14 protein-coding genes are annotated in these 26242 nt (G+C 56.6%); 7 read left to right on the forward strand and 7 right to left on the reverse strand.

The window, feature by feature from the left end; genetic code table 11:
• Window positions 1-177 precede the first annotated feature (177 nt).
• The 4 genes from ACFPMF_RS08415 (at window position 178) to ACFPMF_RS08430 (ending at window position 3038) form a co-directional block, all read left to right on the forward strand.
• The gene (locus tag ACFPMF_RS08415) at window positions 178-1242 is read left to right on the forward strand and encodes a sensor histidine kinase (protein WP_379843093.1); all 1065 of its coding nucleotides are present in this window, start codon (window positions 178-180) and stop codon (window positions 1240-1242) included.
• A gap of 5 nt (window positions 1243-1247) precedes the next feature.
• Window positions 1248-1721 carry a hypothetical protein gene (locus ACFPMF_RS08420; protein WP_379843096.1) on the forward strand — a complete coding sequence of 158 codons (474 nt, stop codon included), beginning with the start codon at window positions 1248-1250 and terminating at the stop codon, window positions 1719-1721.
• Between the two features lie 12 nt (window positions 1722-1733).
• Window positions 1734-2222: a hypothetical protein gene (locus ACFPMF_RS08425; RefSeq protein WP_379843098.1), complete on the forward strand. Its 489-nt coding sequence runs from the start codon at window positions 1734-1736 to the stop codon at window positions 2220-2222.
• A 99-nt stretch (window positions 2223-2321) separates the two neighbouring features.
• The gene (locus ACFPMF_RS08430) at window positions 2322-3038 is read left to right on the forward strand and encodes a LytR/AlgR family response regulator transcription factor (RefSeq protein WP_379843101.1); all 717 of its coding nucleotides are present in this window, start codon (window positions 2322-2324) and stop codon (window positions 3036-3038) included.
• A 42-nt stretch (window positions 3039-3080) separates the two neighbouring features.
• Here the strand turns inward: ACFPMF_RS08430 and ACFPMF_RS08435 are convergent, their stop codons facing one another.
• Window positions 3081-5837: a DUF1553 domain-containing protein gene (locus ACFPMF_RS08435; RefSeq protein ID WP_379843104.1), complete on the reverse strand. Its 2757-nt coding sequence runs from the start codon at window positions 5835-5837 to the stop codon at window positions 3081-3083.
• Window positions 5838-5967: 130 nt separating this feature from the next.
• Between ACFPMF_RS08435 and ACFPMF_RS08440 the strand changes: the two genes are divergently transcribed.
• From ACFPMF_RS08440 to ACFPMF_RS08450, 3 genes are all read left to right on the forward strand, one after another.
• Window positions 5968-6873 carry a LysR family transcriptional regulator gene (locus ACFPMF_RS08440; RefSeq protein ID WP_379843106.1) on the forward strand — a complete coding sequence of 302 codons (906 nt, stop codon included), beginning with the start codon at window positions 5968-5970 and terminating at the stop codon, window positions 6871-6873.
• Between the two features lie 67 nt (window positions 6874-6940).
• Window positions 6941-8137, forward strand: a complete 1197-nt coding sequence (locus ACFPMF_RS08445) for a threonine synthase (RefSeq protein ID WP_379843109.1) — start codon at window positions 6941-6943, stop codon at window positions 8135-8137.
• Between the two features lie 232 nt (window positions 8138-8369).
• Window positions 8370-10571: an outer membrane protein assembly factor BamB family protein gene (locus tag ACFPMF_RS08450; RefSeq protein ID WP_379843111.1), complete on the forward strand. Its 2202-nt coding sequence runs from the start codon at window positions 8370-8372 to the stop codon at window positions 10569-10571.
• Window positions 10572-10656: 85 nt separating this feature from the next.
• Here ACFPMF_RS08450 and ACFPMF_RS08455 read toward each other — a convergent pair whose 3' ends face one another.
• From ACFPMF_RS08455 to ACFPMF_RS08480, 6 genes are all read right to left on the reverse strand, one after another.
• A complete protein-coding gene (locus tag ACFPMF_RS08455; protein WP_379843114.1) occupies window positions 10657-14490 on the reverse strand; it encodes a CotH kinase family protein in 3834 nt (1277 codons plus the stop codon).
• A 105-nt stretch (window positions 14491-14595) separates the two neighbouring features.
• Entirely contained in the window at window positions 14596-18015 is a 3420-nt protein-coding gene (locus ACFPMF_RS08460; protein WP_379843116.1) for a DUF7133 domain-containing protein, read from the reverse strand.
• Window positions 18016-18278: 263 nt separating this feature from the next.
• Window positions 18279-19496 (reverse strand): lanthionine synthetase LanC family protein, encoded by a 1218-nt coding sequence (locus ACFPMF_RS08465; RefSeq protein WP_379843119.1) that lies wholly within the window; start codon window positions 19494-19496, stop codon window positions 18279-18281.
• The gene (locus ACFPMF_RS08470; protein ID WP_379843122.1) at window positions 19484-20755 is read right to left on the reverse strand and encodes an HlyD family secretion protein; all 1272 of its coding nucleotides are present in this window, start codon (window positions 20753-20755) and stop codon (window positions 19484-19486) included. The genes ACFPMF_RS08465 and ACFPMF_RS08470 overlap by 13 nt, the downstream gene beginning before the upstream one ends.
• Window positions 20756-20758: 3 nt before the next feature.
• The gene (locus ACFPMF_RS08475) at window positions 20759-22993 is read right to left on the reverse strand and encodes a peptidase domain-containing ABC transporter (protein WP_379843124.1); all 2235 of its coding nucleotides are present in this window, start codon (window positions 22991-22993) and stop codon (window positions 20759-20761) included.
• Entirely contained in the window at window positions 22990-26163 is a 3174-nt protein-coding gene (locus tag ACFPMF_RS08480; RefSeq protein ID WP_379843127.1) for a lantibiotic dehydratase, read from the reverse strand. Before ACFPMF_RS08480 ends, ACFPMF_RS08475 begins: the two co-directional genes overlap by 4 nt.
• Window positions 26164-26242: the final 79 nt, after the last annotated feature.

The following is a 26242-nucleotide window of genomic DNA, read 5'->3' on the forward strand; positions in this document are numbered from 1 at the left end:
AACACCGGTTTTGGTGGATCCCCAAAAAAAGTAGAGGAACGACCCGGAAAGTAGATAAGTGATGCCGCGGGTGCGTTTCCTCTACTTTTTCGGTCGCTGGTCGATATAATTTCAATCGAACTTGTCTTTTGCTTTCATTTACAGTGAAATACAGGCATACCTAGTTGCTCGCTGATCATGGATTTTCTGGACCGCCCCCTGAAACTGCCGCTTTCCAACCGCACCGTTCCGCTCAAATACGCGCTGGTGCACGCGGCCTACTGGATCCTGATTACCGGTTTTTTCCTATACGAAAAACGGTATCTGATTTACAAGGCCAGTTTGTCGTATTTTACGGTTTGCGTCGTGATGCGGGTGTCGTTGCTGATCGTCATTGCGTACCTGAACCTGCATTATTTCCTGCCCCGGTATCTGCTCAAAAAGCGGTATGGTCGCTATTTTTCGCTGGTCCTGCTGTCCATTCTGGGGTATCTGCTGGCGCAGAGCCTGTTTGATTATTACCTGTACGGCTACGTCATCGGGCCGATGCGCAACAGTGATTTATGGGAAAGTCTTTCCTACAATTTTTTCAGTACGTTATGGTACCTGGGCCTGATGGTGGCGCTGAAGCTGAGTATCGACTGGTACGAGCAACAGCGTATTTTGCAGAAAATCACCGTCGAGAAGTTGCAGGCCGAAGTGAATTTTCTGCGGTCGCAGGTCAACCCACATTTCCTGTTCAACATCCTGAATAACCTGTACGCGCTGACGCTCAAAAAGTCGGATCTGGCGCCGGATGTGGTGCTAAAACTGTCCGAAATGATGGAATACATGCTCTACGATAGCGACGATGTGCGGGTACCCCTCGAAAAGGAAATCCGGTATTTGCAGAATTACATCGAACTGGAGAAAATCCGCTGCGGGGATCATTCGGATATTGCGCTGGAAATCAATGGGAAGCCCAACGGGCAGGAAATTGCCCCTTTGCTGTTGCTACCGCTGATCGAGAATGCCTTCAAACACGGTATTGGCCGTCAGGCCCGGGAAGCCTGGCTGCACGGCAGAATCAACCTCGACGCTTCGGCGGTAGAACTGACGGTGGAAAACAACAAACCGGCGCTCCAGCCCCCGGAAGCCAAAGGCGGCATTGGGCTGGCTAATCTGAGAAAACGGCTTGAACTCCTCTACCCCGGTCGGCACACGTTCCAGACCGAGGAAAAACCGGATCGTTACAAAGTATCACTGAGTATTCTGTTTTCCTGAAACTTATGAAATCGCTAGGGAATTGGCTTTTAATCCTGCTGGCAATCGGCTTTGTGCAGGCCAGCCGCGTGTCGCCCGACCAGGTAACCTTTCGGGCCACGAGCCCCTGCGACCGGATTCCCCGGTCGATGTTATCCATTCCGACCACGACGGAATGCGAAATGATCCAATGGAATCTGGCACTTTACCGTGACCCGCGTAACCAGAACCCGACGGTTTATAAACTCCATTATACCTATGGTATGTCCAAACCGTCGACGACCGGTTTTCAGGACGGAATGGGCAGCGGTACGAAAGAAGGGAACTGGTCGATGCAGCAAGAAGGCAAAAACAAAACCTTTTACCGGCTGGAACCATCGGCGTCGGCTCCCGCGATTTCGTTCGTCCGGCTGGACGATAATCTGCTGCATTTGCTCGATCCGGACGGAAAACTGATGATTGGGCACGCCGGATGGAGTTACACCCTCAATCGAAAATAACCGCCTACGATCATGAAAAGCCACTTTTTATACACCTTGATCGTTGGTTTGCTTGGGGTGGGCCACCATGCCGATGCACAGGACGCCCGGGCTACGACTTCCCAAACGACATCCCGCACACCCATCGCGGAAGGTGCGACGGTGTTTGGCGTTTTTGACGGACGGTTTCCCTGCGCCGAAATTTATAAAGATTGGAAGCAGCCCGTTCGGCCTGAGTGCGTCAAGATGAAGTGGAGCCTCACCCTTTATCAGGATGCCCAAACCCATCAGCCAACGACGTATCGGTTAAACCGCTCAGTCCGCGAAGGGAAGTGGGCCATTGTTCGCGGTATCAAAACCGATCCGGACGCGGTAGTGTTTCAACTGGATTCGGATAAACCGGACGTTTCCATTTACCTCCTGAAAGGGGACGACAATGTGCTGTTTGTGCTGGATCAGCAACGTCGCTTCCGGGTCGGGACGGACTATTTAAGTTATACGCTAAACCGGGTTGTAAATTGATTCTGCGTTTACGGTTTTCGCCAGACCGAGCATCGATGATCGGGTAAGGGCGGAGCCACTGTAAACCGGAAACCATAAACCGTATACCGCCCCCTGCTTATGCTGAGATGCGTGGTGATTGATGACGAGTCGCTGGCTCGTGAAGTTCTGGAAGGGTATTTGAACCGGGTGGATTTTGTCGGTTCGATCCGCCAGTTTGGGAACGCCCGCGATGCGCTCGATTATCTGAAAAGCCACGAAGCGGATGTGCTGTTTCTGGACATTGAAATGCCCGAAATGAACGGCATCGAGTTCCTGAAAACCCTGCCCCAGCCACCCCTGACGGTTTTTACGACGGCTTACCGCGACTATGCCTTCGAAGGATTTGAACTGGGCGTCATCGACTTTCTGTTAAAACCCATTGCGTATCCCCGGTTTTGGCTGGCCATTGAAAAAATTCGGGATTTTTTAGCGCTGAAAGAGCAGAATGCCCGGCTCGAAGACCGCCCGGCTGATGGGCCGCTGGGAGCGGTTTTTGTGAAGAGCGGGGTGCAGCGCATCAAACTCCAGTTTGAGGAGGTGACGTACATTCAGGGCCTGAAAGATTACGCCATCATTCATACCGACACCCGCAAAATCGTGCTGAAAGGCTCTATTAAAGCCATGCAGGACATCTTCCCGCCCAGCCATTTTGTGCGCGTGCACAAATCGTTCATCGTGGCGGTTTCAAGGGTTGCCCGGATTGAACGAAACCGGTTGGTAATCAATCAAAATCAGATTCCGATAGGTCGTAATTACAAGGAGGAGGTGGAAAAGCTGTTCGTTCAGAAAAGATGAATGGCCAACAATCTTGTCTTACTCTCGCCGGTCGTTCGAAGCTCACTCCTTCGTCACCACTTCGTCCAGGTTCAGCATGGCGTTGGCGGTAACGGCCAGGGCTGCCAGCTCGGGTGTGGCTTCGGTGCAGGCCAGCAGTTTACGGGCTTCCTCGGGTTGTTGCTGGTATTGCTGGTGGGTTGTTTGGTAAAGCCGGGTCAGAACCGCCAGTTTGGCAGTGGGCAGGGACCGGAGCATAATTCGCCGAAAACCGGCCTGAATCTGTTGTTCGGGCGTTTTTCCCTGAAACCGCATCCAGTCGGCCAGATTCTGGGCCGCTTCCACGTAAACCGGGTCGTTGAGTGTGACCAGGGCCTGCAACGGCGTATTCGTGCGCAGTCGGCGGAGTTGGCAAAACTCCCGGCTGGGGCTGTCGAAGGTAATCATCGACGGATAGGGGGCGGTTCGCTTCCAGTAGGTGTACAACGCCCGGCGGTAGCGGTCTTCGCCCTGACTCAATTTCCAGCTTTCCGGGCTGTAGGGCGACTGCCAGATGCCCTCGGGCTGGGCGGGCATTACGCTGGGCCCGAATTGCTTTTTGCTCAGCAAACCGCTGGCGGCCAGTACCTGATCGCGCACCTGCTCCGCACTCAGCCGGACGCGGGGCCCCCGCATCAGGAAGATATTGCTGGGGTCGTGGGCCAGCGCTTCCGGCGAAGCTTTGGAATTTTGCCGGTATGTAGCCGACGTCACCATGCGTTTTAGCAGTTTCTTCACACTCCACTGATCGGTTTCCATAAACTCGGCGGCCAGCCAGTCGAGCAGTTCGCGGTGCGTTGGGGGAATACCCTGCGTGCCCACATCTTCGACAGTTTCGACGATGCCGGTGCCGAACAATTGCTCCCAGAACCGGTTGACGGCCACCCGCGCCGTCAGCGGCTGTTCCCGACTCGTCATCCACCGGGCCAGGCCCAGGCGGTTTTTGGGTAAATGCTTCGGCATGGGCGGCAGCGATTGGGGCACGTCGGGCGTTACTTTCTGGCCCTTCACGAGCCAGTTGCCGCGCTGAAAAACAAAGGTTTCGCGCGTCTGATCACCGGTTCCTTCCTGCATCACGGGCAGCAGATCGGCTTTGGCGTTCAGGAGTTCTGCCAGGACGCGATCCTGTGCACCGAGGGCCGTTGGGGGCTGTCCGGGTAAGGCGGGCTGGAGGGCTACCCATTTCACCATCACCCACTCTTTCGGTTCATTCGGATTATGCAGCTTGAGGTACAAATGGTGCCGCCCCGAAACCGCCGGAAGGGCGAACACCAGAGTCGTATCTTTCCACGGGCTGCCGGTTTTCGGAACGGGTTGCTGCACAAGGATGGGGCCGTTCAGGCTGTCCTGATGAACCGTCACGACGGCCTTGGGCGACCGGGTTCCCCAGGCAATGATCAGCCGGTTTTTACCGGTTAAATCCTGGTTTTGGATCCGGGCCGAACCGTTGTGCTGGATGGCCGTGTACATGGCCCCCATCAGCGAGGCATTGACGTATTGATCGAAACTGTGAGAATTTACCTTCGGCTCCGTTAAGCGGGTAAAACGGAGAAAGTCCGCTTTCTGCCGGGGCAAAATGGGCTGTTGCGTGATCCAGGTCTGTAATTCCCGGAGTTTAACCGAGTCGGCGTCTTTATAAAACCGTAGCGTCGGTGTATCGCTCGGCACATCCTCGTCGCGGGTGTTGTTGAAGAACGCCAGGTACTTGTAATAATCCTCGTGGACGAACGGATCGTACGGATGGCTGTGGCACTGCACGCAGGAAAAGGTGGTTCCCTGCCAGACATCCCAGGTCGTGTTCACCCGGTCGATCACCGCCGATACCCGAAATTCTTCGTCCTGCGTACCGCCTTCGTCGTTGGTCATGGTGTTGCGGTGAAAACCGGTTGCCATCAGTTGATCATCCGTCGGATTCGGCAGCAGATCGCCCGCCAGTTGTTCGACCGTGAATTCATGGAACGGTTTGTCCTGGTTGAAGGCCCGAATCAGCCAGTCGCGGTAGCGCCACATCGGGCGCGACAGGTCGGCTTCGTAGCCTTTTGTGTCGGCGTAGCGGGCCAGGTCGAGCCACATGCCCGCCCAGCGTTCGCCGTACGCGGGCGACGCCAGCATCCGGTCCACCATTTTTTCGTAGGCATCCGGGGCTTTGTCGTTCAGAAAAACCGCTACCTCCTGCTCCGTCGGCGGCAAACCGGTCAGGTCGAGGGCCACCCGGCGGATGAGCGTGATGCGGTCGGCTTCGGGCGACGGTTTCAGGCCTGCCGGTTTCGGTTTTGCCAGGATAAAATGATCGATTTCATTTTTCGCCCAGTTCGTTTCGTCGCTTTCCGTGACCCCCAGCCGCGACCAGAACGTGCCAATGGCCGGTACTGCCGGTTTTTCAACGGGCTGGTACGCCCAGTGTTTCCCCCAGTTGGCCCCCTGGTCGATCCATTTTCGGAGTAATTCAATGTCTTCTTCTTTGAGCGGGGGCGCATCCAGCGGCATCCGTTCCTCCGGGTCATGGAGCGTCAGCCGGCGGATCAGCTCACTGGCGTCGGCGTCACCCGGAACGATGGCGGGCTTGCCGGATTTGGCCGGAGCCAGGGCTTCGTGTTCGAACAGCAGGCTGAAATTCGACGCTTTTTTGACGCCCCCGTGGCAGGCAATGCAGTGTTTGTTGAGCAGCGGTTTGATCTGCGTATTGAAATCGACGCGGTCTTCGCGCGTGCTCAGCCACACGACGGACGTCAGCGTCAGCAGGACGGCGAGGGCAATACTGAAACGAAAAACCGGTTTCATAACGGATCTCCTTTGACGGAGGAGCAAAGTCGGGTCAGGAATATCCAGCCAATATACTAAAATTTGACCAGCTTCGGCCGTTCTGCCATTCGATTCGGATGCCTTATCTTTGTGGGAAAGCGGAACTGCTATGCTGTCTTTTCGACACGAACTTTTTATGGAAGTGGCCCGGCTGCTGAGTTTTACGAAAGCCAGTCAGACCCTGTTCATTAGCCAGTCGGCCCTCAGCAAGCACGTCAAAGCGCTGGAATACTTTTACAAAACCGCCCTGTTTGAGCGGCACGGCAACAGCATCAGTCTGACCAAAGCCGGTACGGTTTTGTACGGTAAATTGCTGGTGGCCGACGAGTTACAGAGCGAGCTGCACCAGGAACTCCAGCTCATCAACGAAAACTTCCTGCCACCGACCAGGCTGGCGATCGGGGCCAGCACCACCATCACGCTGTATGTGCTGCCCCCGGTTTTGTCGGCTTATCTGCGGCAAAACCCGTCGATTCAGATCAGCGTTTTGAACCGCAATTCGAACAATGTACAGAAAGCCCTGCTCGATCACGAAATCGATCTTGGCATCATCGAGAGCCTGACCCGCGTCAACACGCTGACTTACCTGCCGTTCATGACCGACGAGGTGCTGGCGGTTTGTTCCCGGAACAGCCCGCTGCGGGAACAAACCCTGACGATTCAGGACCTGCCCGCGATTCCGCTCGCGTTGCGGGAAAACGGGTCAGGAACGCTGGCGGTAGTCGAAAAAAAACTGGAGGAAAACGGCCTCGGCCTGTCCGATCTGCGGATTTTGATTCGGCTGGGCGGAACGGAAGCCCTTAAAAATTTCGTACTGGCGGATACCTGCCTGGCTTTTATGCCTAAACGTGCCATTCTCAAGGAGTTAATCAGCGGTGATCTGGTGGAAGTCCCGATTCGTGATCTGACGGTTCAGCGTTATTTTCATTTTATCCAACGCAAAGGGACCGAAAACAACCGTCTGATCAACACCTTTATTCGATTCACGCAGCGCTATTATTCCAAACCGGAATAACCCATCTCAAAACGTCGTTTGCGCCCTCTGGTGCCGGTTTTCAACTTGCGGGAAAATTCGGCTACCTATGAATACAATTGCCACATCCTCCTTATTACAAAATCTGGCGTGTTCGCACTGCGCGCGGGAATACGCTCCGCTGGCGGGTCAGACCCTGTCGGTTTGTTGCCAGGCACCTATGTTGTGCCGGTATTACCTCGACGAACACAGCTTTTCGCGGGACGTGTTGCCCGTGGGTGTTACGTCGCTCTGGCGGTATGAAAAACTGCTGCCGGTTTTTATGGCCCAGAACCGGATCAGCCTGGGTGAAGGCGGAACCCCGTTGCTGCCGCTCCGGCGACTGGCTGGTGCCTACGGGTTTCAGCACCTGAGCCTGAAAGATGAAGGCCTGAATCCGACCGGTTCGTTCAAGGCGAGGGGCTTGTGTCTGGCGGTTTCGAAAGCCAGGGAAAACGGCGAACGCGCCTGTATTATTCCGACGGCGGGCAATGCCGGGGTAGCGATGGCCGCATATTGCGCCCAGGCCGGTCTGGAAGCGGTGGTGGTGATGCCCCGTCACACGCCCGATGCGTTCCGGGAAGAGTGTCTGGCCTATAATGCGCGGGTAATACTGGTGGATGGACTGATTAACGACTGTGCGGCTAAAGTCCAGGAAATGAACCGGGAGGGGGCTTATTTTGACGTTTCTACGCTGAAAGAACCGTATCGGCTGGAAGGGAAGAAAACGATGGGTTTTGAAATCGCCGAGCAACTGAACTGGCAACTGCCGGACGTGATTGTGTACCCCACCGGGGGCGGCACCGGCCTGATCGGCATCTGGAAAGCATTTCACGAAATGAAGGCACTGGGCTGGCTGGCGAAAGGACAGCCGCTCCCGCGTATGGTGGCGGTGCAGGCCGAGAATTGCCGCCCGCTGGTCGAAACGTTTTGGGGACGACAGGCCAATTCGAAGCAGTATGTTGGAAAACCGACGGTGGCCAACGGGCTGGCGGTTCCGCGCCCGATTGGCGAACCGCTGATGCTGACGGCTTTGCGGGAATCTGCCGGAACGGCCCTGGCGGTTTCGGAGGATGAGCTGATCGACGGCGTGCGTGAACTGGGACGACAGGAGGGGCTTTTTGTGGCCCCGGAAGGGGGAGCCATCTGGGCCGCCACCCGCAAGCTGCTGCGGCAAGGCTGGATTCGGCCCGAAGAACACGTTTTGTTACTGAATACCGGTTCGGGCCAGAAATACCTTGAAAACCTGAAAGGAAAAATAGCCTGACTACGTAAACAAACAACAAGCGGAGGCTGATCGTTGAACCTGATGCAGAAGGGGAAAGGGCGGCCTCCGCTTCTTTATGGTGCCTTACTACAAAGAAGCGGAGGGGCGTTTTAATTCAACCGGCTAATCCGTATTTTCGGACGGGCATTTCCGGTAGGACGTTACGGATGTCGAACAATGCTAAAAACCGGTGCGGACAACCGTGCTGCCCGGTATTCCTAAACCTGATACCATGAAGCATAGAAAGCCATTTGCTACCGCACACCAACTGGTCGTGGGAGGGTTACTAGTGGGCTGCGGCCTGTTGTACGGCATGCAGGAACGGCAGACGCCTGTGGAAACCGGGCGCGACTGGCCCAATTACGGCGGGAACAAAGCCGGAAACCGGTATTCACCCCTTACCCAGATCAACACGCAAAACGTCAAAAACCTGGAAATCGCCTGGCGGTACGATGCGTCCGAAAAACCGGATCCGAACAATCCCCGGCGGGGTGGCCGGGCCATTCAGTGTCAGCCGATAGTGGTGAACGGTGTTTTGTACGGGACCACGCCCGAACTGAAGCTGTTTGCGCTGAAAGCCGGGACCGGCGAGCAGCTCTGGAAGTTTGAACCGAACAAAAACGACCGGCTGAATTCCAACCGGGGGGTGATGTACTGGGAAAACGGCAACGACCGGCGGATTTTTTATACGGTCGGATCGAGTCTGTACGCCGTGAATGCCGAAACCGGGCAGATCGTTCCCGGGTTTGGGGTCGATGGTCGGGCGGATTTGCACGAGGGGCTCCAGACCAACCTCGACCATGATGTCAGCAAACTGTCGGTGACGGCAACTTCGCCCGGTATTATTTACCGCAACACGATCGTCATGGGGTCCAGCGTGTCGGAATCCGGCGACGCGGCTCCGGGCCACATCCGGGCATTCGACGCCGTGACGGGCCAATTGAAATGGGTCTTCCATACGATTCCGCAACCGGGTGAACCGGGTTACGATACCTGGCCGAAAGATGCTTACAAGAAGATCGGGGGCGTTAACAACTGGAGCGGCATGGTGCTCGACGAAAAGCGGGGTGTGGTGTATTTCGGAACCGGTTCGCCGGCTTCGGATTTCTACGGCGGTGATCGGAAGGGAGCCAATCTGTTTGCCAACTGCATCCTGGCGCTGGCGGCCGAAACCGGCAAAATGAAATGGTATTACCAGACGATTCACCACGATCTCTGGGACCGTGATCATTCCTGTCCGCCCAACCTCATCACGCTGAAGCGAAACGGGAAAACCGTGGACGCCGTTGTGCAGGTGACCAAAGACGGACTGGTGTACGTGCTGGATCGGGACAGGGGGACATCGCTGTTTCCGGTGGAAGAACGCCGGGTACCCACGGACGGGTTACCGGGGGAACACCCGTACCCCACGCAGAAATACCCCCTGAAGCCGCTGCCGCTGAACCGGCAGGTATATACCGAAGCCAACATCACCGACCTGTCGCCGGAAGCGGCTGCTTACGTCAGGGAGCGGTTTCTGAAACTCAAAGCCGACCACAAGTTTACACCCCCGAATACAACGGGAACCCTGTTGTTTGGTTATAGCGGAGGGGCGGAATGGGGCGGTAACGCCATCGATCCGAACGGAGTGCTGTACCAGAACGTCAACGAAGAACCCTGGGAACTGATCATGACCGAGCGGGCCAGCCTGGACCAGAACAAGGCCCCGGTTACGGTCGGAAACGCGCTTTACATTGCGAATTGTGCGGCCTGTCACGGGCAGGATCGGAAAGGGAGCGGGCCGGAATTGCCTTCGCTGGTGGATATTGGCAAAAAGCGTACGGCGGACGACATCAAGGCCCTGCTGAAAACCGGTAGCGGGCGGATGCCGTCGTTTCAGCATTTATCGGAGCAGGAACGGGATGCCATCGTCAACTTTCTGCTGGGTCGGGAAACGGGTCCGGCGAACATCACCCGTAAACCGTCGACAGCCCCGGCCAACAAAGGCGGTTTTCCGTATGTGCCGGCTTACGTCAGCAAAGTCTGGCAGCGGTTTACGGACCAGAATGGCTACCCCGGCATCAAACCGCCCTGGGGTACGCTGAACGCCATCGACCTGAACACGGGTGAATTCCTCTGGAAAGTGCCGCTGGGTGAATACCCCGAACTGGCGAAGAAAGGCGTTCCAACCACAGGAACCGATAGCTACGGGGGGCCGGTGGTTACGGCGGGGGGGCTGGTATTCATTGCCGGCACGAAGGACGAAAAAATCCGGGCGTTCGATCGGAAGACCGGGAAAGTGGTGTGGGAGTATCAGCTTCCGGCGGGCGGTTTTGCTACCCCGATTACCTACGAAGTTGGTGGAAAACAATACGTTGTGATTGCTGCGGGTGGTGGACGCGGGCAGAAACCCGGCGGCAACTACATCGCTTTTGCGCTGAAAGACGGGCGGTAATCAATCAAAACCGATATAAACATTGTGCGCCGGACGGTTCAGGTCTGGCGCACAATGTCATTAAGGCAGGTGTAGAACCAATCGTTTAGGGTTGAATCAGCACCTTCCGGCTGCGCAACTGATTGCCTTCCCGCAGCTGAATCAGATAGAGCCCATTGGCCCCCGACAATCGCACCTTCAACCGGTGGGCACCCGTGCCCTCTAGTTGTTTCCGATACCAATTTCGGCCCAGTTCATCGAGAATTGATAGTTCACTGGCCGTCGGCTGGGTGGTGCTAAACTGAATCTCAAACTCCCCGGACGTTGGATTCGGGGTCACCACCAGCCCCGCATCCTCAGACTCGGTGGACGCCCCCACCCGGGCGTTGGGCGCGCAGGTGAGTTGTTTGGGTGACCAGGCCAGCGTATAATTGCTGTTTTGCACTTTGGCACTGATCGAAACAGCCTGCCCGGTTTTGACCGAGGAGGGCGTGGGGAAGTTGTAAACGTGGTAGCCATTACCCTTGCCGGCATCTTTCAGGTCCTGGCGGAAGATATCGGCGCGGGCGGTGCCGATGGATTGCCCATTGGCAAAGAACTCCACCGTAAAGGCTTCGTTGGGTTTGTTACGGTCCCAGACCCAGCCCCGGATGGATTCGCATTCCACCTTATCGAGATACCCCTCAAAGTTGCCCGTGACGGTGGCCGGGGGGGGCGTTGAGGCATCGGTGATGGTCAGCGGGACGGTGACGGAGGTACTCAGGGTACCATCGCTGGCCGTGTAGGTCAGGCTCCGGGTGGTCGTGGCGGTGGGGGTTCCGGCGATGGTCCGGGTGGCGGCCGTGAAGCTCAGGCTCGAAGGCAGACCCGTCAGCGAGTAGGTCAGCGCGGGTGAATCCGGATCGGAGAACGCCGGTAGCGTGGCCGAAAAGGCGGTATTGACTTTGCCCGTCAGGGCGGTCACGCTGGGTGCCACCGGCGGCTGGTTGACAGGTGTTCCGCTGCCGGCACAGGTCAGGGATTTTGGGGCCTGTTTGAGCACATAATCGCTATTCTGCACTTTGGCACTGATCGAAACCGCCTGCCCGGTTTTGACCGAGGAGGGCGTGGGGAAGTTGTAAACGTGGTAGCCATTGCCCTTGCCGGCATCTTTCAGGTCCTGGCGGAAGATATCGGCGCGGGCGGTGCCGATGGATTGCCCATTGGCAAAGAACTCCACCGTAAAGGCTTCGTTGGGTTTGTTACGATCCCAGACCCAGCCCCGGATGGATTCGCATTCCACCTTATCGAGATACCCCTCAAAGTTGCCCGTGACGGTGGCCGGGGGGGGCGTTGAGGCATCGGTGATGGTCAGCGGGACGGTGACGGAGGTACTCAGGGTACCATCGCTGGCCGTGTAGGTCAGGCTCCGGGTGGTCGTGGCGGTGGGGGTTCCGGCGATGGTCCGGGTGGCGGCCGTGAAGCTCAGGCTCGAAGGCAGACCCGTCAGCGAGTAGGTCAGCGCGGGTGAATCCGGATCGGAGAAAGCCGGTAGGGTGGCCGAAAAGGCGGTATTGACTTTGCCCGTTAGGGCGGTCACGCTGGGCGCCACCGGTGGCTGGTTGCCCGTGGGGGGCGGGGTCGTGCCGGCACAGGTTAGTTTTCGTGCAGAGTCTTTGAGGGTGAATCCCGTTCCCCGAATGCGCGCACTGATGGAATGTAACTGGTTGTCCTTCACGGTTTCCGGTACGGTGTAGGAATAGCTATGGCTGCCGTTGCCTTTACCGGCATCTTTCAAATCCTGGCGATATACCCCGGCAATCAGGGTGGTGATCAGGTTCTGGCCATCGAGGATATCGACGTAAACCGGCGTATTGGGTTTGTTGCGGTCCCAGGCCCAGCCCCGGATAAAATTGCAGTCGACGCCCCCCAAATACCCTTCGTAACTGCCCGGAATGGCATTTTGCGGATAGACATTGACCTTCACGGTAGAGGAAGGAGCGCTTTCACAACCAATCGCCTGTCGGCATTTTGCCGTGTAGGACGTGGTTTCGGTCGGGTTGACCATCACGACCGCACCGGTTTGCCCTGTATTCCAGACTACCGTTTGTGAACAGCCGTTGGCGGTCAAAACCACGGATTGGCCCGTAGTAACATCCAAAACGCTGGCCCGGATGTTGGGAGCCGGGGGGGCGCTGGGGCAGGTGTTTCCGCCCAGTTGAATGGTGGCGCTATAGGTAGCGGTTTGGCCGGTAAAAATCTTCAGCCGGTAAAACGCCGGCGAGGCTGAATGGGCATGCGTAAACTCATAGGGACCTTCGGCAGTGGGGCCGTTGACCGCTACGGTTCCTACCGTGCCGAAATCGGTGCCGTTGCCACTGTGTTCGATCTCGACATTGGTGGCTTGGGTTCCGGAACGGAACGCCCACTTCAGCTTGTTGGAGCCGGAAATGGGTTCACCCTGGAAATAAGCCAGCCGTTTGCCACCGGTTTCTTCCGGGAAGAGCGAAAAGTATTCATCCAGAAAATTTACCCGGTTTTCAAGCCAGGTATTGACGGCCGGAAAATCGCCCGGATTCAGCGTTCCGGGCCACTTCATGGCTTCCCGGGCGTAGCCTCCTTCGGCGGTGAGCAGGTTGTAATTGGCCGCCAGCGCGTTTTTCAGAGTGCTAAGTGCGAGTTCATTTTGCCGCAGGGCAAACCATCGTTTGCGCATTTTTTGCTTGAAACCGTCGGGGTCGAGCGCCAGTAACCGATCAAAAAGACCATTGCCCTTGATGAGCCGGGCTTCCTCCGAGCGGATACCGATCGGGTTATACCCAAACGTTGCGTCCATGTCCCAGGGAATCAGGAAATACGGCTCGTTTTCCTTGTACCGGGCGATAAACTGATTATTTCCCCAGTGATCGTCGGCGGCCAGCAGGTTCAGCAGAATATAGTAATCGATCAGGTTATCGACCCGGAATTTTTCGGGCAGTTTACTGCTGAACTCGTTGGCGGGTGCCTTGACGGCATACGCCAGCAGGCTGTACAGATTGTCCCAGTAGGGATCGGGATAATCCATCTCAAAACCCGACCATTCTTCGACATTCGGATCGGTGGGCGGGGGCGGAACACTCAGAAACTGGTTGGCGTTGCCAAAGCCATCGGAGGTTTTGTACAACTCGCCCCGGAGCGCCCCATTATCGCCGGTTTTCTTCAGTTTGAGTTGCTTCCGGTCCATATCCTCCCCCAGCATGTAAATACCGGCGTAGCTATTATTGACAAACACATCACAGTATTTCATGCGAATGGCCGAGTTGGCATCCGGCTCCGAAGCTTGGTAATACAGCTTGTGCATGTTCAGCCACAAGGCCTGTGAGGTCGCATTCTGAAGCCGTAGCGGCTCGTTGTACATCGCAAACAGCAGAATTTTGCTGTCTTCCCGCAGGCCCAGCAGCGACGTTTCCAGTTCTTCATCGCCGTTTGGGTCTTTCCAGAGCTGGACGTTATACTGCTTTTTGGGAAAACCACGCGAGATATTTCCCCGGATTCGGATGCCCATTGGCGTGCTAAACAGAGGATCGTTTCCGTTGGCCAGGGTGATTGTCCCCTTCGTCCGGGCGTTGGTGGTGCTGATGGCCTGCTGGCCGGCTGTCGTGATTTTGACGAGGGGGAAGTTGGTGAAATACAGCGTGTAGGGGGTGCTGCCGGTTTTGACCGGATACCCCTGACCGACCTGAAAGGAACTGACCGGTTGGGTAAACACATAGTCCTTGTCGAACCGAATGGTGGGCAGCGACTGACCGCGGGGGAAGACCGGAATCTGATTGCAGATAATCAGTCGAAGGCTGTTATCAACCTGGTAGCGCTCGCTGGAAACGGTAACTGATTGTGCCTTGCCTGTCGTAGTCTGGAGAAGAAACCAGAGAACGTTTACAATAATCCAGGCGTACCGAAGGGGTAGATGTTTTTGGTTCATAATGACTGATGCAGATGGTTTTCCAATATGTTACCGAAAGATAGGTTTTATTTACATCCCGGTAACACACTGGAAAGCTATCTGCATCAGAAATTATTGCAATTTTTACTTTAAATTAGCTAGAAACTCAACCACGTCCCGGATTTCGCGTTTTGACAGGATATAGCCCATGGGAGGCATGCTCGACGGCAGGTTCTCCCGTTTGTCGATGCGGGCCACCGGCACTTTCAGGGGTTCGGCTTCGGCGGTTTTCAGAACCAGTTCGTGGGCATTCTCTTCGCTTAAGACCCCACTAACGGTTTGGCCGTCTTTCAGCGTGAGCGAGACCATCCCAAAACCGGGGGCTAGCCGAACGCTGGGTTCGATGAGAGCCTGTAAAATCTGTTCCCGACTCAATACGCTGCCGATGTTCGTCAGGGAGGGGCCTACGGTTCCGCCCTGTCCGCCGATGGCGTGACACCGGACGCACTGTGCCGTGGAATTGGTGTTGAAAATCCGGCGGCCCATCTGGGCGTTTCCGCCAAAAAGCGCATCCTGATAATCGGCAGCCCCGGTTCCGGTTTTCCGAAGCGGAGCCAGTTTGGCAATTAAAGCCGCCGATTTGGTGGAGTCCACGGCTTCACCCAGTTCCAGCGCCAGGCTCGGCGGCAATTGCTTGCTGAGCATTTTGTCGATGGCACCGGCCAGAATCGGTTCGGTTTTAGCGACCGGCATTCCGCCAAGTACCCGTAGCAACTGTTGCTGTTCCCGCACGGTTCCTTTCTCAAAAACCGCCTTGGAAACCTCCGCCAGCGTTTCCGCCGACAGGTTCAGGCGGCTCACCAGCCCCAGGGCCGTGGTGCGCACATCCGCATCCGGATCGTTCATCCCTTTTTTGATCGCCGACTCAATCCCGCTGTATTGCAGTTGGGATAAAGCCGCTAAAACCGCAGCCCGAACCTCCGCCGAGGAACTGGTTTCCATGAGTTTAGCCAGACTGCCGGTTTGATCCGTCATGCCAAGATTACTCATCATTTGCGCCGTGGCCACCAAAACCGCCGGTTCTGAATCCTGCAGCAGGACTTGGATCTGCGGCTGGAGTTTCGCTTTCACCGTCGCCGGACTGCGCTCAACGGGCCCGCGGTAGCGACCATCCACCCGGTCGAGCACCGACGGATTGGCCCAGGTTCCGAGGGCGGCCAGGGCTTCGGCCCGGATTTCTTTGGCAACATCCTTGCGTTGGGTAAAGGCAATCAGGGTGTTCAGTTGGTCGTCACCCCCGACGCGCAGGTTGGCGTTGATGGCCCGGCGCAGCAGCGGTTCGGATGTAAACCGGGTTTCGTTCAGGGTTGCGGCCAGGGCGGGCAGCGCTTTTTCGATGGATAGATCATCGTTGATGGCGCGGGCGGCTTCGGCCACAATGTATTCGTCTTTGTCCTGTAAGAACACGCTGATCCGGTCGCTGCTCAACCGGCGAAGTACCAGCACGGCGGCCAGTCGCAGCGATTTGTTCGGATTAGTGGCTAAGGCCACCATCGGTTCCACCTGCCCGATGCGCGACAGGGCCAGCACGGCGGCATGACGCAGGTACACGTCTTCGTCGTTGTTGGTCTTGATCAGCTGGAGCAGGGGTTCGACGGCGGGCTGATACTTGATCCGGCCCAGCGCCTGAGCGGCAAAAAACTGAACGCGCGGATTCGAGCTTGCCACTAACGGAACCAGCAGCGGACCGGCTTCGGGCGCGGCTGCATCACCGAGCACCTTGGCGGTTTGGGCGATGATTTCCGAATCCGCATCCTTGAGCAGGGGCAGCAGCGAAGCCGTGTAGGATTGGTCGGTCCGCAGCAGTTGGCCCATGCCCCAGATTCCGTGAATACGGGCGAGCTGATGGCCGGTTTGGGCAATGGCTTTCTGCAGAACCGGAGCCCCTTTGGCTCCGCGTTTCGCCAGTTCGAACTGCGCTTTTTGGCGGATACGCATGTCGGGATTCGAAAGCAGGTTGTACAGCATGTCTTCCGTTTGCGAACCGTAATTCAGCGCCATCAGGCGTTTGGTTTCGGCCCGCAGGTCCTTCAGGTCATTCTTTTCGTCGGTAACATCCAGTTTCCAGACCCGGCCGTAGTTTTTGGTATCCCAGCCGTTGATCCAGTCGGCAATGTACAGTGCGCCGTCGGGGCCGAACCGAATACCGGTGGGCAGAATCCCGGTCAGAATGTTTTTCTCCCTATCCAGTACAAACGAAGCGCCCTTCGGTTTCAGTCCGAACGACCAGATGGGCGAACGCGCGGGGTTGCCCACAAATTCAACCAGGAAAAATTTGTTCTGCCATTCCCTGCCCAACGCCGTACCGGGGTTGTAGACCATCCCCGTCGGGCCGTTGTGAAAATTCTGGATCGGCGGAATGATGTAAGCCGCCTGACCGTCCCAGCGCGGTTTATACAGCTTCTCGTCCATCCAGACTTTGTAGCTGTTGTTTTTCGGATCCGTGTATTTGCCGTACTGCCAGTTGGCCCGCCAGCCCGCATCCGAGCCTTCTACGACATGCACCAGCCGCTCGCTTTCGCCGGGGTGATCGCCATCGTTATCGGAGCTGATGAGGTTGCCGTATTCATCGAATACAAATTCGTGGGTGTTGCGCAAACCGCCCGCAAAGATTTCAAAATCAGAACCGTCGGGGTTCGACCGGGCAATGATGCCCTCGTTGGAGCGGTTATGATTCACGCCTTCCTTGGTGGTGATGTTGGCACCAATGTCACCGATGTTCCAGTAAATCTTGCCGTCCGGTCCTTCGATGGGGTTCGACATACCGTGGCCGCCAAAACCGATGTGGACGCCGTAACCGTGGCTGATGGACGTTTTCTGGTCCAGAATCCCGTCGCCGTTGGTGTCTTTCAGCCGCCACAGGTCGGGGGCAATCGCCACGAAAGCGTCTTCGGCCCGGATCAGCAAACCGCCCGCGACGTCGGATACCTCTTCAAAAAAGTCATTCAGAATCCGGGTCGCTTTGTCGGCAATGCCGTCGCCGGACGTATCTTCCAGCCGCCAGACTTCGTCTTTTTCGACGGTTAAATCCTTCCAGTCGTGGCTACCATCCCCATTGAGGTCTTTCAGCCAGCTATTTTCCTTGCTTTTTTCAGGCGCGAACGTACTGCGCAGGAAGGCCCGACGGTCTTCCACGGTTTTCAGGGCGATGGAGGACGTCATCCAGTGCCGGAACCCGCGAATGTCGAATTCGGAGTTTTTCTGCCGGTTGGTCCGTGTCAGGTACACCCGGCCCTGATCGTCGATGGACATGGATACCGGATCGGGGGCCAGCGAGTCGGATGCCCACAAATCGAGTTTCAGGCCATCGGCCAGTTTGACGGCGGTATTTTCCCGGATTTCTTTCGCCCGGGCCCTGGCCTGCGCCGGGTCTTCCTGAACCACCAGCGGAGCACTGGCGGTTTTTGACGAACCCGACGGACTCATTTTCATGCAGGAAACGACGGCAATCGCAACGGCGCCCGAAACGAGCAGAGGGGTTCGAAAACGTTTACGCAAAATCATTGGGTAAAAGGTAGTTAGCGTGTGTTGTGCTTTGTTGGGACGTAGCCTTCCCGGTAATCACATCTACGAAGATAAAGCATCCGGTTCACGAACTTTACCCATTGGAGGTATTTTATCCGTCTCGTTCCTGGGTTAGATGTCGCAGCAAACCGAAACGGCGCGGAATCGTGGGAATGAGGAAAATCCGATAGGCAACAGCCATTAAAACGGTATCAAGGCATGGGCCAAAAAATAGCCAGGCGGTTGAAACCGTCTGCCTCCGTTCATTGTAACAGAAAGGCTCGCTCCCAGGCGGTATCGGCCCCGAGTTGCGCCAGCAGGACCAGGCCGGTGCTGGCTTCGCCTTCCAGCAGATCGAAACTGCCGCGATGGGACAGCAGGGCGGTTTTCGGGCTGCCGTCGTCCGCAACTGCGGGTAGCGAATGCGTCAGCGTGACCTCGGACCAAAACCGGGCAGTTTCGGCAAAAACCGGGTGCGGATACCAGCGGGCAAATTTCGAAAACAGGTGGGCGAGTCCGGCGGAGCCGTGGCAGAATCCCAGGTCGGAAACCAGTGATTCCGGCCGGCTTCGGCGGGAGGCCGCTTTCCGCATCGTGTAGTCGGCGATCTGCGTCCAGCGCGGATTGCCCAGCGTTTCACCGGCTAGCCGGAAGGTGTGCGCAATGCCCGGGTCGCCGTAGCACCACGCCATCCGGCAAAATTCGTCGCGGGGCTGGCCTTCAACGAGTAACTTGGGGAAAACCGCCGGATGGTTCTTATTCCGAACGTTCCACAACCACCGCAAACCGCCGTCGATCAGCCGGGCGCAACTCCGCTGGGCGTACCCGTGCCGGTGCAGCAGACACAACACGGCGACGATACTGGCCGTGCCGTGCGACAGACTCGGATTGTACGTAACCGGCTGGCTGGCGGCACCAGCGTCAAAACCGTGAAACCGCCAGGTGATCGAACCGTCGTCCTGCCGGATGGAAAGGGTCTCCAGTTGCGCGACCAGCTGCGTCAGGTAGGATTCGATGGTGGCGGAACGCGGGCGCTCCAGAAAATACAGGCAGACCCCCAGACCGCCGTGTAAATAATCGAATTGACCAGCCCGTAAATCGTCCATCGACAGCAGAAAAAGCGGTTCGTCAAGGGCGGCCACTACGTCCTGCGGGTCGTCGGCACTGTCGGCCAGAAAACCGTGGTTGCTCAGGTGCAGATAGCCCCAGGCAATGCCCGCCATACCTCCCGCAAAGGCGTGATCGACGCTGCCCGTTGCGATGGCGTCGATGCTGACTTCCAGTCGGTCCCAGATGCGGCAGTTATCCGTCAGGCCGAACTGGCGCTGGTAATAGCATTCAAAGAGGGCGTAGCCAATCTGCCCCGAAAACAGCCCGCAAAGGCCGGTTACGGGCTGGGCTGCGACGTTCGCATACAGCCGGTGCAGCTCGGTTTCGAGCCGGATGTGGGTGGCGGACAACCCGACGTTCACTCGGTCCATTCGGTGGTTACTTTTCGGAAATGGCGGAACGTGTAGTCGTACAGGGTTCGTTCGTCGAAAATGATGTTGCAGGTTCCCTGCATCCCAATCCGGACCCGGTTGTCAAGGCGCTGGTAATCGGTGAGTTGAACCTGCACATTGAACAATCCTTTTTCGTCGGGTGTGAGCGACACCTGCGAGACTTCTCCGCGGACAGTTCCCCATTCGTAGACCGGATAGGCATCCAGTTTCAGCACCACCGGCTGCCCCACGTTCAGCTGCCCGATCCGCGACGAGTTCACCTGGGTGTAGGCATACAGCGGAGCCGGTTTGTAAATCAGTTTCAGCAGGATGGCGCCCGACGCGGCTTCTTTCTCCCCATCGAACACGAACGAAACCGTTCCGGCCTGTTCGGCTTTCAGAATCAGGTGGTTGTTGGGGGTAATGTCGAACGGGCCAAACCGGCCTTCGATCTGTTTCCGGACGGCTTCCCTGGAACTCCGAAGCTGAGCGCCTTCGCCCCGCACGTCGGTTTTCTGTTTGGCCAGTTGGTTTTCCAGACTCAGGATCTCCAGCCGGTTGGCCTGAATCTGTTGCCGTAGTGTGCGTTCTTCCTGACTGACGTTCTGCAATCCGGTCTGGTAGGCCGACTGCGCCCGCAGCAGCGTCGCTTCGTAGTTGTTGAGGTCGTTTTTGCTGATGTCGCCGGTGCGGTAGAGCTCCCGATTGATGTTAAAAATTCGCTGGGCGTCGTCCCGTTCAAACCGCAATTTTTCCCGTTCCGTCTCCCATTTGGTTTTCAGTACCTTCATCTGCGTTTCTTTCAGTTGGCTGTCTTCCCGAAGCCGGGTCACCGTCAGGTCAATGATCCGGCGTTCTGTATTGGCCGAAACGGTCCGGTAATCCTGGTAATGGCCGAGGGCGGTACTGGCGGCTGCTAACTCGGCCACCAGCGCGGCCACGTCGGGGGCGCTGATTTCGAGCAACGGCGTTCCGGCTTCGACGACCTGCCCCGGTTTGACGAACGTTTTTTCGACGTACATCGCCGACGGAAACCGGTAGATTTCTTCCCCCACCTGCGATTTGACGACGAACGGCACGGTAATCATATCCGGAAACTGAATTGTGAAACCCATGCCGGCCCCAACGGCGGTCAGCAAAACCGCCAGCCAGCCCAGGCGGCTCAGCACCCGCCGGCGAACGTCGGCGATGGGCGCATCATCGACATGGTACAAGTCCTCAAACTGGGTCGATTCCAGTTCCGCGAGTAAGGGGTGCATGGCTTAATAGTCGATGTAGGTTTTGATGAAATCGTAATAAAGGCCCTGATTGTCAATCAATTCGGTGTGGTTGCCCTGTTCGGCGATGGTCCCGCCGTCGAACACCAGAATCCGGTCCACGTTCTTGAGCGTGTTGAGTCGGTGCGCAATCGAAAGGATGGTTTTGCCTTTGAACCGTTCGTAAATATTAGTCAGAATCCGGCGCTCGGTTTCCACATCCAGCGCGCTGCTGGCTTCGTCCAGAATGATGATGTCGGGCTGGTCGGCCACGAACAGCCGCGCAAACCCAATCTTCAGCACCTGGCCACCCGACAGATTGCTGCCAAAACTGCCGATCATGTGGTTGTAACCCAGGTGGTTGGATTTGATGTAGGCATGCAGGTCGGCCAGCTGGGCGGCTTCGGCGATCTGTTCCATCGAGGCCGAAAGGTTGGCGCAGCGGATGTTTTCCTTGATGGTGTCGTTGAACACGTAGGTATCCTGCGGAAACAGGTGAACGTGTTTGCGGAGCGTTTTCGGGTGAATGCTGCGCAGTTCGGTCTCGTCGCAGAAAATCTGCCCCTCGTAGTCGGGGTAGAGATTCATCAGCAGTTTGACGAAGGTGGATTTGCCCATTCCGTTCCGACCCACAATCCCGATCCGTTCACCGGCGCGGATTTCGCAGTTCAGGTTTTTCAGGACGTAGTTGGCGTCTTTCTGCTGGTAGCGAAACGACACGTTCTGAAACCGGATCGTTTTGCCCGAAAACCGGGTTGTTTGTTGCTGCACATCGGCTTGTTCCTCGTCTTCCAGGAAAATTTCGTTTACTTTTCCGAAACTGACGCTCAGTTGGGTCACCATCATCCAGAGCATGCTGACGCTGTTGATTGAGTTCATCAGCATCATGAAAATGGCCGTGAACGCCATGTATTGCCCGATGGTCAGGTCGCCCGTGAAAATCTGGTAGGCACCGACCCAGTACACCGCAATCTGGCTGAAAATGAAGATCAGCCGCTGCATCGAATTGATCAGAATCTGCTTCTCTTCGTCGGCCATCACCGAGTTGATGGACTCGCGGTGGAGGTGTTTCCAGCGCACCAGTTTGTATTTTTCGAGCGACAGCAGCTTAACGGTTTTGATCCCCAACACCGTATCCAGAAAACCGCCCAGCGACGCCTGATTCTTGTGGTACACCTTCGAGCGCAGGTTTTTGACGACCGGAATGAAATACACCGTCGTCAGCCCGTAGGCCGTAAAACACACCAGCGCGATGCTGCCCAGTTGCGTATTGAATCCGAACAGAATCGGGAAGTAAATCAGCATGAACACCACGTCCAAAAACTGCTGGATGATGATGGGGTTGGTCAACGCCCGGATGCCGATTCCCTCCTGAAACCGGGCCATAAACTCTTCGCGTTTGCGGCTGTCGTAGTACTTCTGTTTCAGCGAAATCAGTCGCTCGAAAAACTTGCCCATGAACTCGGTTTCGAACCGGAACCGGTAGTGCATCATCAGCATGCTGCGGCCGTACGTCAGCACGACCTGCACGACGAAAACCAGCATCAAACCGGCCAGAATGCCCACGAGCAGTTTTTTATTCTGGTTGACCAGCACGTTGTCGAGCATGGTTTGCGTAAACAGCGGCAACACCAGCCCCACCAGTTCGAGCACCAGCGAAAACAGGAAAATCTCGGCCAGCACGCGCTGGCCTTCCTTCAGAATGGGGAGGTACAACTGCCGGAAAATCGACGCTTTTTTCTGGTTGTGTTCCCGGACTGCTTCGGTCAGTTCGGGGCTTTGGTGAAACTTTTCGGTCGGTTTCAGTTCCAGCACAATGCCGCTCCATTTGTTGCTAAATTCCTCCTTCGAATACCGCGCCTTCCCAAACGAAGGATCAGCCACCCGCACGTAGGTATCGGTGGCTTCGTACACCACCACAAAATGCTGGCCTTCGTAATGGGCGACGCAGGGCAGTTGAATCTGCTGCAAATACGAATAATCCAGTTCGTAGCCTTCCGCCTTGAAACCGAAACTTTCGGACACTTCCATCAGGTCGTACAAGCTGCTGCCTTCGGTATTGACTTCGGCCAGTTTGGTCAGCTGGTACCGGACATCCCCGGCGCCGTAATGCCGGAAAATCATCGCCAGACAGGTCGGGCCGCAGTCCATACCCGCGCTCTGCTCGACGTGAGGAAACCGGTCCACAAGGGCGTAGGGACTCATTTTGCCACCCAGAATCGTTTTGAATAGATTTTTCATGGCTGGCAGACGACGGGTTGCGGGGCGACAGATTTCCGGGCCAGCACGGTTTTTCCGTAAACCGTCCGGTACTGTTTATGGAGATGGTAGTAGAGCGAATATTCGACAAACCGCTGCCGACTGCGGAACAATCGGTTGACGGTCATGTGAATCAGGCTGCCGAGCAACGCAAACAGCGGCATTTCCAGCTTTTCCTCGTTGGTCAACTGACAGATCGTCCGAATGAACGGCTGCAAACTTTCCCGGTGGAGCCGGTTCAGGGCGTAGAAAAACCGGTGCTCGTCGTTCGTTTCGGCCCACAACTCGGTCAGGGCAGTTTCGATGCTTTTGTAGCGGGTGTCCAGTTGCTTCTTCAATGCCGGATTGTAGCCAAACTCCTGTCCGTAGGCCGTGGCCTGGGCGTTCGCAAAATCCAGTTTCTGCTTCAGATCAAACCCGAATTCGTCGAGCAGCGAATCGATGAGTTTCATACCAAACCGCCAGCGGCATTCTTCGCCCTCCGAACTTTCGATCAGGCTCAGAAACCGCAAAACCGTCAGGCTGTCGTGGTGGAAATACTGCTCCACGGTTTCGATGGTGTGGTAGCCGTAGCGTTCCAGTTCGCGGGTGTACGTATCGTTGACGATGGCCGTCACGATTTTATTCGTCAAGTACGGGGCCAGTGCGTCGTGTAATTCCTGCACCACCAGCCCCAGATAAGCGGGGTTGACCAGGTGAAACCGGAACCGGATGTGAAACGCCGGATCGCGGTACCGGATGAAGAAAAACCGGTCGGTCCAGCCCCGTTTGGCAAAGCGTTCTGTCAATGGAAACAGCACCTCGGTCAGCAGGAAGTCGGCGGTTTTGATCCCCGTATAGAGCTTGTAATACAGCCATTCCGAGCCAGTGAAAAACGTCCGGGTGACCGCCCGCTCCGGTTGGGCCAGAACGGGAGTGGGTTGGGCCGGGACCGCTTCCGGTTCATTTTTGAAGGCCACGATAAACTGGTTGGTATGCCAGGTTTCGGGCGATTGCACCACCGCGTTGTCGGCCCGGTGCAGAAATTCCCTGATGCGGAACGTGTCTTTGGATTTGATCTCGTTGACGAAGGTTTCGGCCAGCCATTGATTTTCCAGGTCGATGTACAACTCGTTGTCGTAATCGAGCAGACAGACATGACGTGGAATCCCAAATTGGGTTCGCCAGTGGTCGATTTCGGTTTTCAGCGTGCTCCAGTCTCCTTTTTTGAATGCAGCCACCAGCGGTTTGACGTGCTCGGCCCGGAGGTTCCAGCGGGCTTCCGACAGGATGATGTTGTCCAGCACGATGCGGGGGATATACACAAAAACCGCATGAGCCGCACCCAAAGCCAACCCGATCCACGGCCGAACGCCCTGGCTTTGCAGTTCGCACAGAAAATGATAGATGTCCAGCGAATTGGTCTGGGCAAAATAGTGGGCGTTGGACAGCCGGGGAACGATGATTTTGTTCAGCGATTTTGACCGCAAAACGATGCGGTCGCCAACCACCCGAATGACCAGATCCGTCACCGGAATCTGATGCTCCTGGTCTACCGACGCCTGGCCGAGGTACGGAATCTGGTAGTGTTTCAGTTGGGGCCGGATGATGATATTTCCGGTGCGGGCTTCGGGCAGGTGGATGATGTCGGCAAAAATGACGTCCGGCCAGATCCGGTCTTCGGCCTCACTGATTTGCTGCAAAAGACCCTGTACGGTTTCGTCGGTATGCCCAAACCGACCGAGCAGCGCGGTGCCGGTGGTGCCGCCGAAACTGTCGAGCAGCAGCATTTCCTGACCCTTCTCCCGAATTACCGAGAACAGGGCGGCATTGGTCGGCGGCAGATTCGGACGAACTGGTTCCGTGTTTGGCAAATCCGCGTCCGTCAGCGAGATCTGGGCCGCACGGTTGAATTGGGCCTCGGCTACTTTCTGGAAAAGAACCGATTGTTCGGGCGAAACCGTGAAGGTCTTTTGGGCTGCGGCACCGGAACCGGCTACCAGGCCGTCCACCAGCGGAGACTCATCGAGCGGTTCCTGCGTGACTGGAAAACCGATCCCGATTTCGGGGTCGAGAGCCACCACCAGCGGGATTTCTTCGTCTTGGTATTTTTCGTAAAACCGGCTCCGAAACTCATCCAGCGCCCCGTTGCTGGTGGGCGTCAACTTCAGGAGCGCGGGAATTTTGGCGACCAGCTTATTGATAAGTCCCCGGTTTAGCTGGCCGCAGAACGAGGGTACATACGAATCGATCTGGAAAAGTACCTTCCGGTCGAAGGGCGTTGACAGAAGGCTCAGGGTATTTTCCACCTGCCGGAGGGTTTCGACGGTGTTTTCCGCTCCACCGGTTTCCAATCCTTTCAGATCGGTTTTTACCCGCTGCAACAAGGCCATCATTCGGCCAATTTCCTCCGAAGGATGCTGGCCGTGGATGGTTTCCAGAATGGTCAGAATCTGTCCTAAAAAATCGTCACCCGTTAGCGAGGGCTCCAGCTCACTGACCAGCAACTGAGCGTCAATCACCGCATCCACGAAATCCCGGGCTTCGTCCGCGCTGATTTCGTCGCTGACCAGTTCGGTTACCAGGGTTTCAATCCGGGCGCCGTTGGCGCAGGTGCGGAGCAAAGCGGTCAGGTAGTCGCTTTGCTCGGCGCTGCTGAGGTGGTGAATCCGCTGGCCGTTTTCGTACCGGCAGGTGACGTACCGGTATTGATGATTGATTTCGTAGAGGCTGGAGTTGGGGAAAAACCGCAGGTACGGTTTGACATCGGTCTGCTTTTCCAGATCCTGCGCCAGGGCACAGAGGTAGTTCATGTCCAGCCGGGCGACGCGCCGGATGCTATCGGGCTGGTCGATCCGAACGCGGGTGGGGGCGGTGTCGATCGGGGTGGTGGCAAACCCGCCAAACAGACCAAAGGGTGTACAACGGGTGGCGTACCGCGATAAGTATTTGATCAGTGAATACAAAACCCGCCGGGATTTTTCCTCGGGCTGACGGCTGAAATCGAACGGGAGGGCTTCGTCATACAGGGCGGGCGACGCAATGTACAGTGCTTCCCGAAAAGCCGGATGCTGAAGTTGCTGAGCGAGACGGGCCCAGTCGGGATTGTCGATGGCGGCAAAACCGGCCATTGGAACCCGGACAAAAGCGGTCTCGAAAGCAGTTGTTTTCATGACCAGAAGGTATAAGATGGGTATTTGTTGTTGTCAGGCAAGCGAAAGGACGAAGGAGAATTGACCTCCCTCGTCCCGG

It is taken from the genome of Larkinella bovis (genome assembly GCF_042655385.1).
Classification (GTDB): domain Bacteria; phylum Bacteroidota; class Bacteroidia; order Cytophagales; family Spirosomataceae; genus Larkinella; species Larkinella bovis.

Coding starts and splice junctions, on each gene's coding strand:
- ACFPMF_RS08465 (WP_379843119.1), bottom strand. CDS start 19,496: ATGGACCGAGTGAACGTCGGGTTGTCCGCCACCCACATCCGGCTCGAA.
- ACFPMF_RS08435 (WP_379843104.1), bottom strand. CDS start 5,837: ATGAAACCGGTTTTTCGTTTCAGTATTGCCCTCGCCGTCCTGCTGACG.
- ACFPMF_RS08475 (WP_379843124.1), bottom strand. CDS start 22,993: ATGAAAAATCTATTCAAAACGATTCTGGGTGGCAAAATGAGTCCCTAC.
- ACFPMF_RS08420 (WP_379843096.1), top strand. CDS start 1,248: ATGAAATCGCTAGGGAATTGGCTTTTAATCCTGCTGGCAATCGGCTTT.
- ACFPMF_RS08415 (WP_379843093.1), top strand. CDS start 178: ATGGATTTTCTGGACCGCCCCCTGAAACTGCCGCTTTCCAACCGCACC.
- ACFPMF_RS08425 (WP_379843098.1), top strand. CDS start 1,734: ATGAAAAGCCACTTTTTATACACCTTGATCGTTGGTTTGCTTGGGGTG.
- ACFPMF_RS08445 (WP_379843109.1), top strand. CDS start 6,941: ATGAATACAATTGCCACATCCTCCTTATTACAAAATCTGGCGTGTTCG.
- ACFPMF_RS08450 (WP_379843111.1), top strand. CDS start 8,370: ATGAAGCATAGAAAGCCATTTGCTACCGCACACCAACTGGTCGTGGGA.
- ACFPMF_RS08430 (WP_379843101.1), top strand. CDS start 2,322: ATGCTGAGATGCGTGGTGATTGATGACGAGTCGCTGGCTCGTGAAGTT.
- ACFPMF_RS08455 (WP_379843114.1), bottom strand. CDS start 14,490: ATGAACCAAAAACATCTACCCCTTCGGTACGCCTGGATTATTGTAAAC.
- ACFPMF_RS08480 (WP_379843127.1), bottom strand. CDS start 26,163: ATGAAAACAACTGCTTTCGAGACCGCTTTTGTCCGGGTTCCAATGGCC.
- ACFPMF_RS08440 (WP_379843106.1), top strand. CDS start 5,968: ATGCTGTCTTTTCGACACGAACTTTTTATGGAAGTGGCCCGGCTGCTG.
- ACFPMF_RS08460 (WP_379843116.1), bottom strand. CDS start 18,015: ATGATTTTGCGTAAACGTTTTCGAACCCCTCTGCTCGTTTCGGGCGCC.
- ACFPMF_RS08470 (WP_379843122.1), bottom strand. CDS start 20,755: ATGCACCCCTTACTCGCGGAACTGGAATCGACCCAGTTTGAGGACTTG.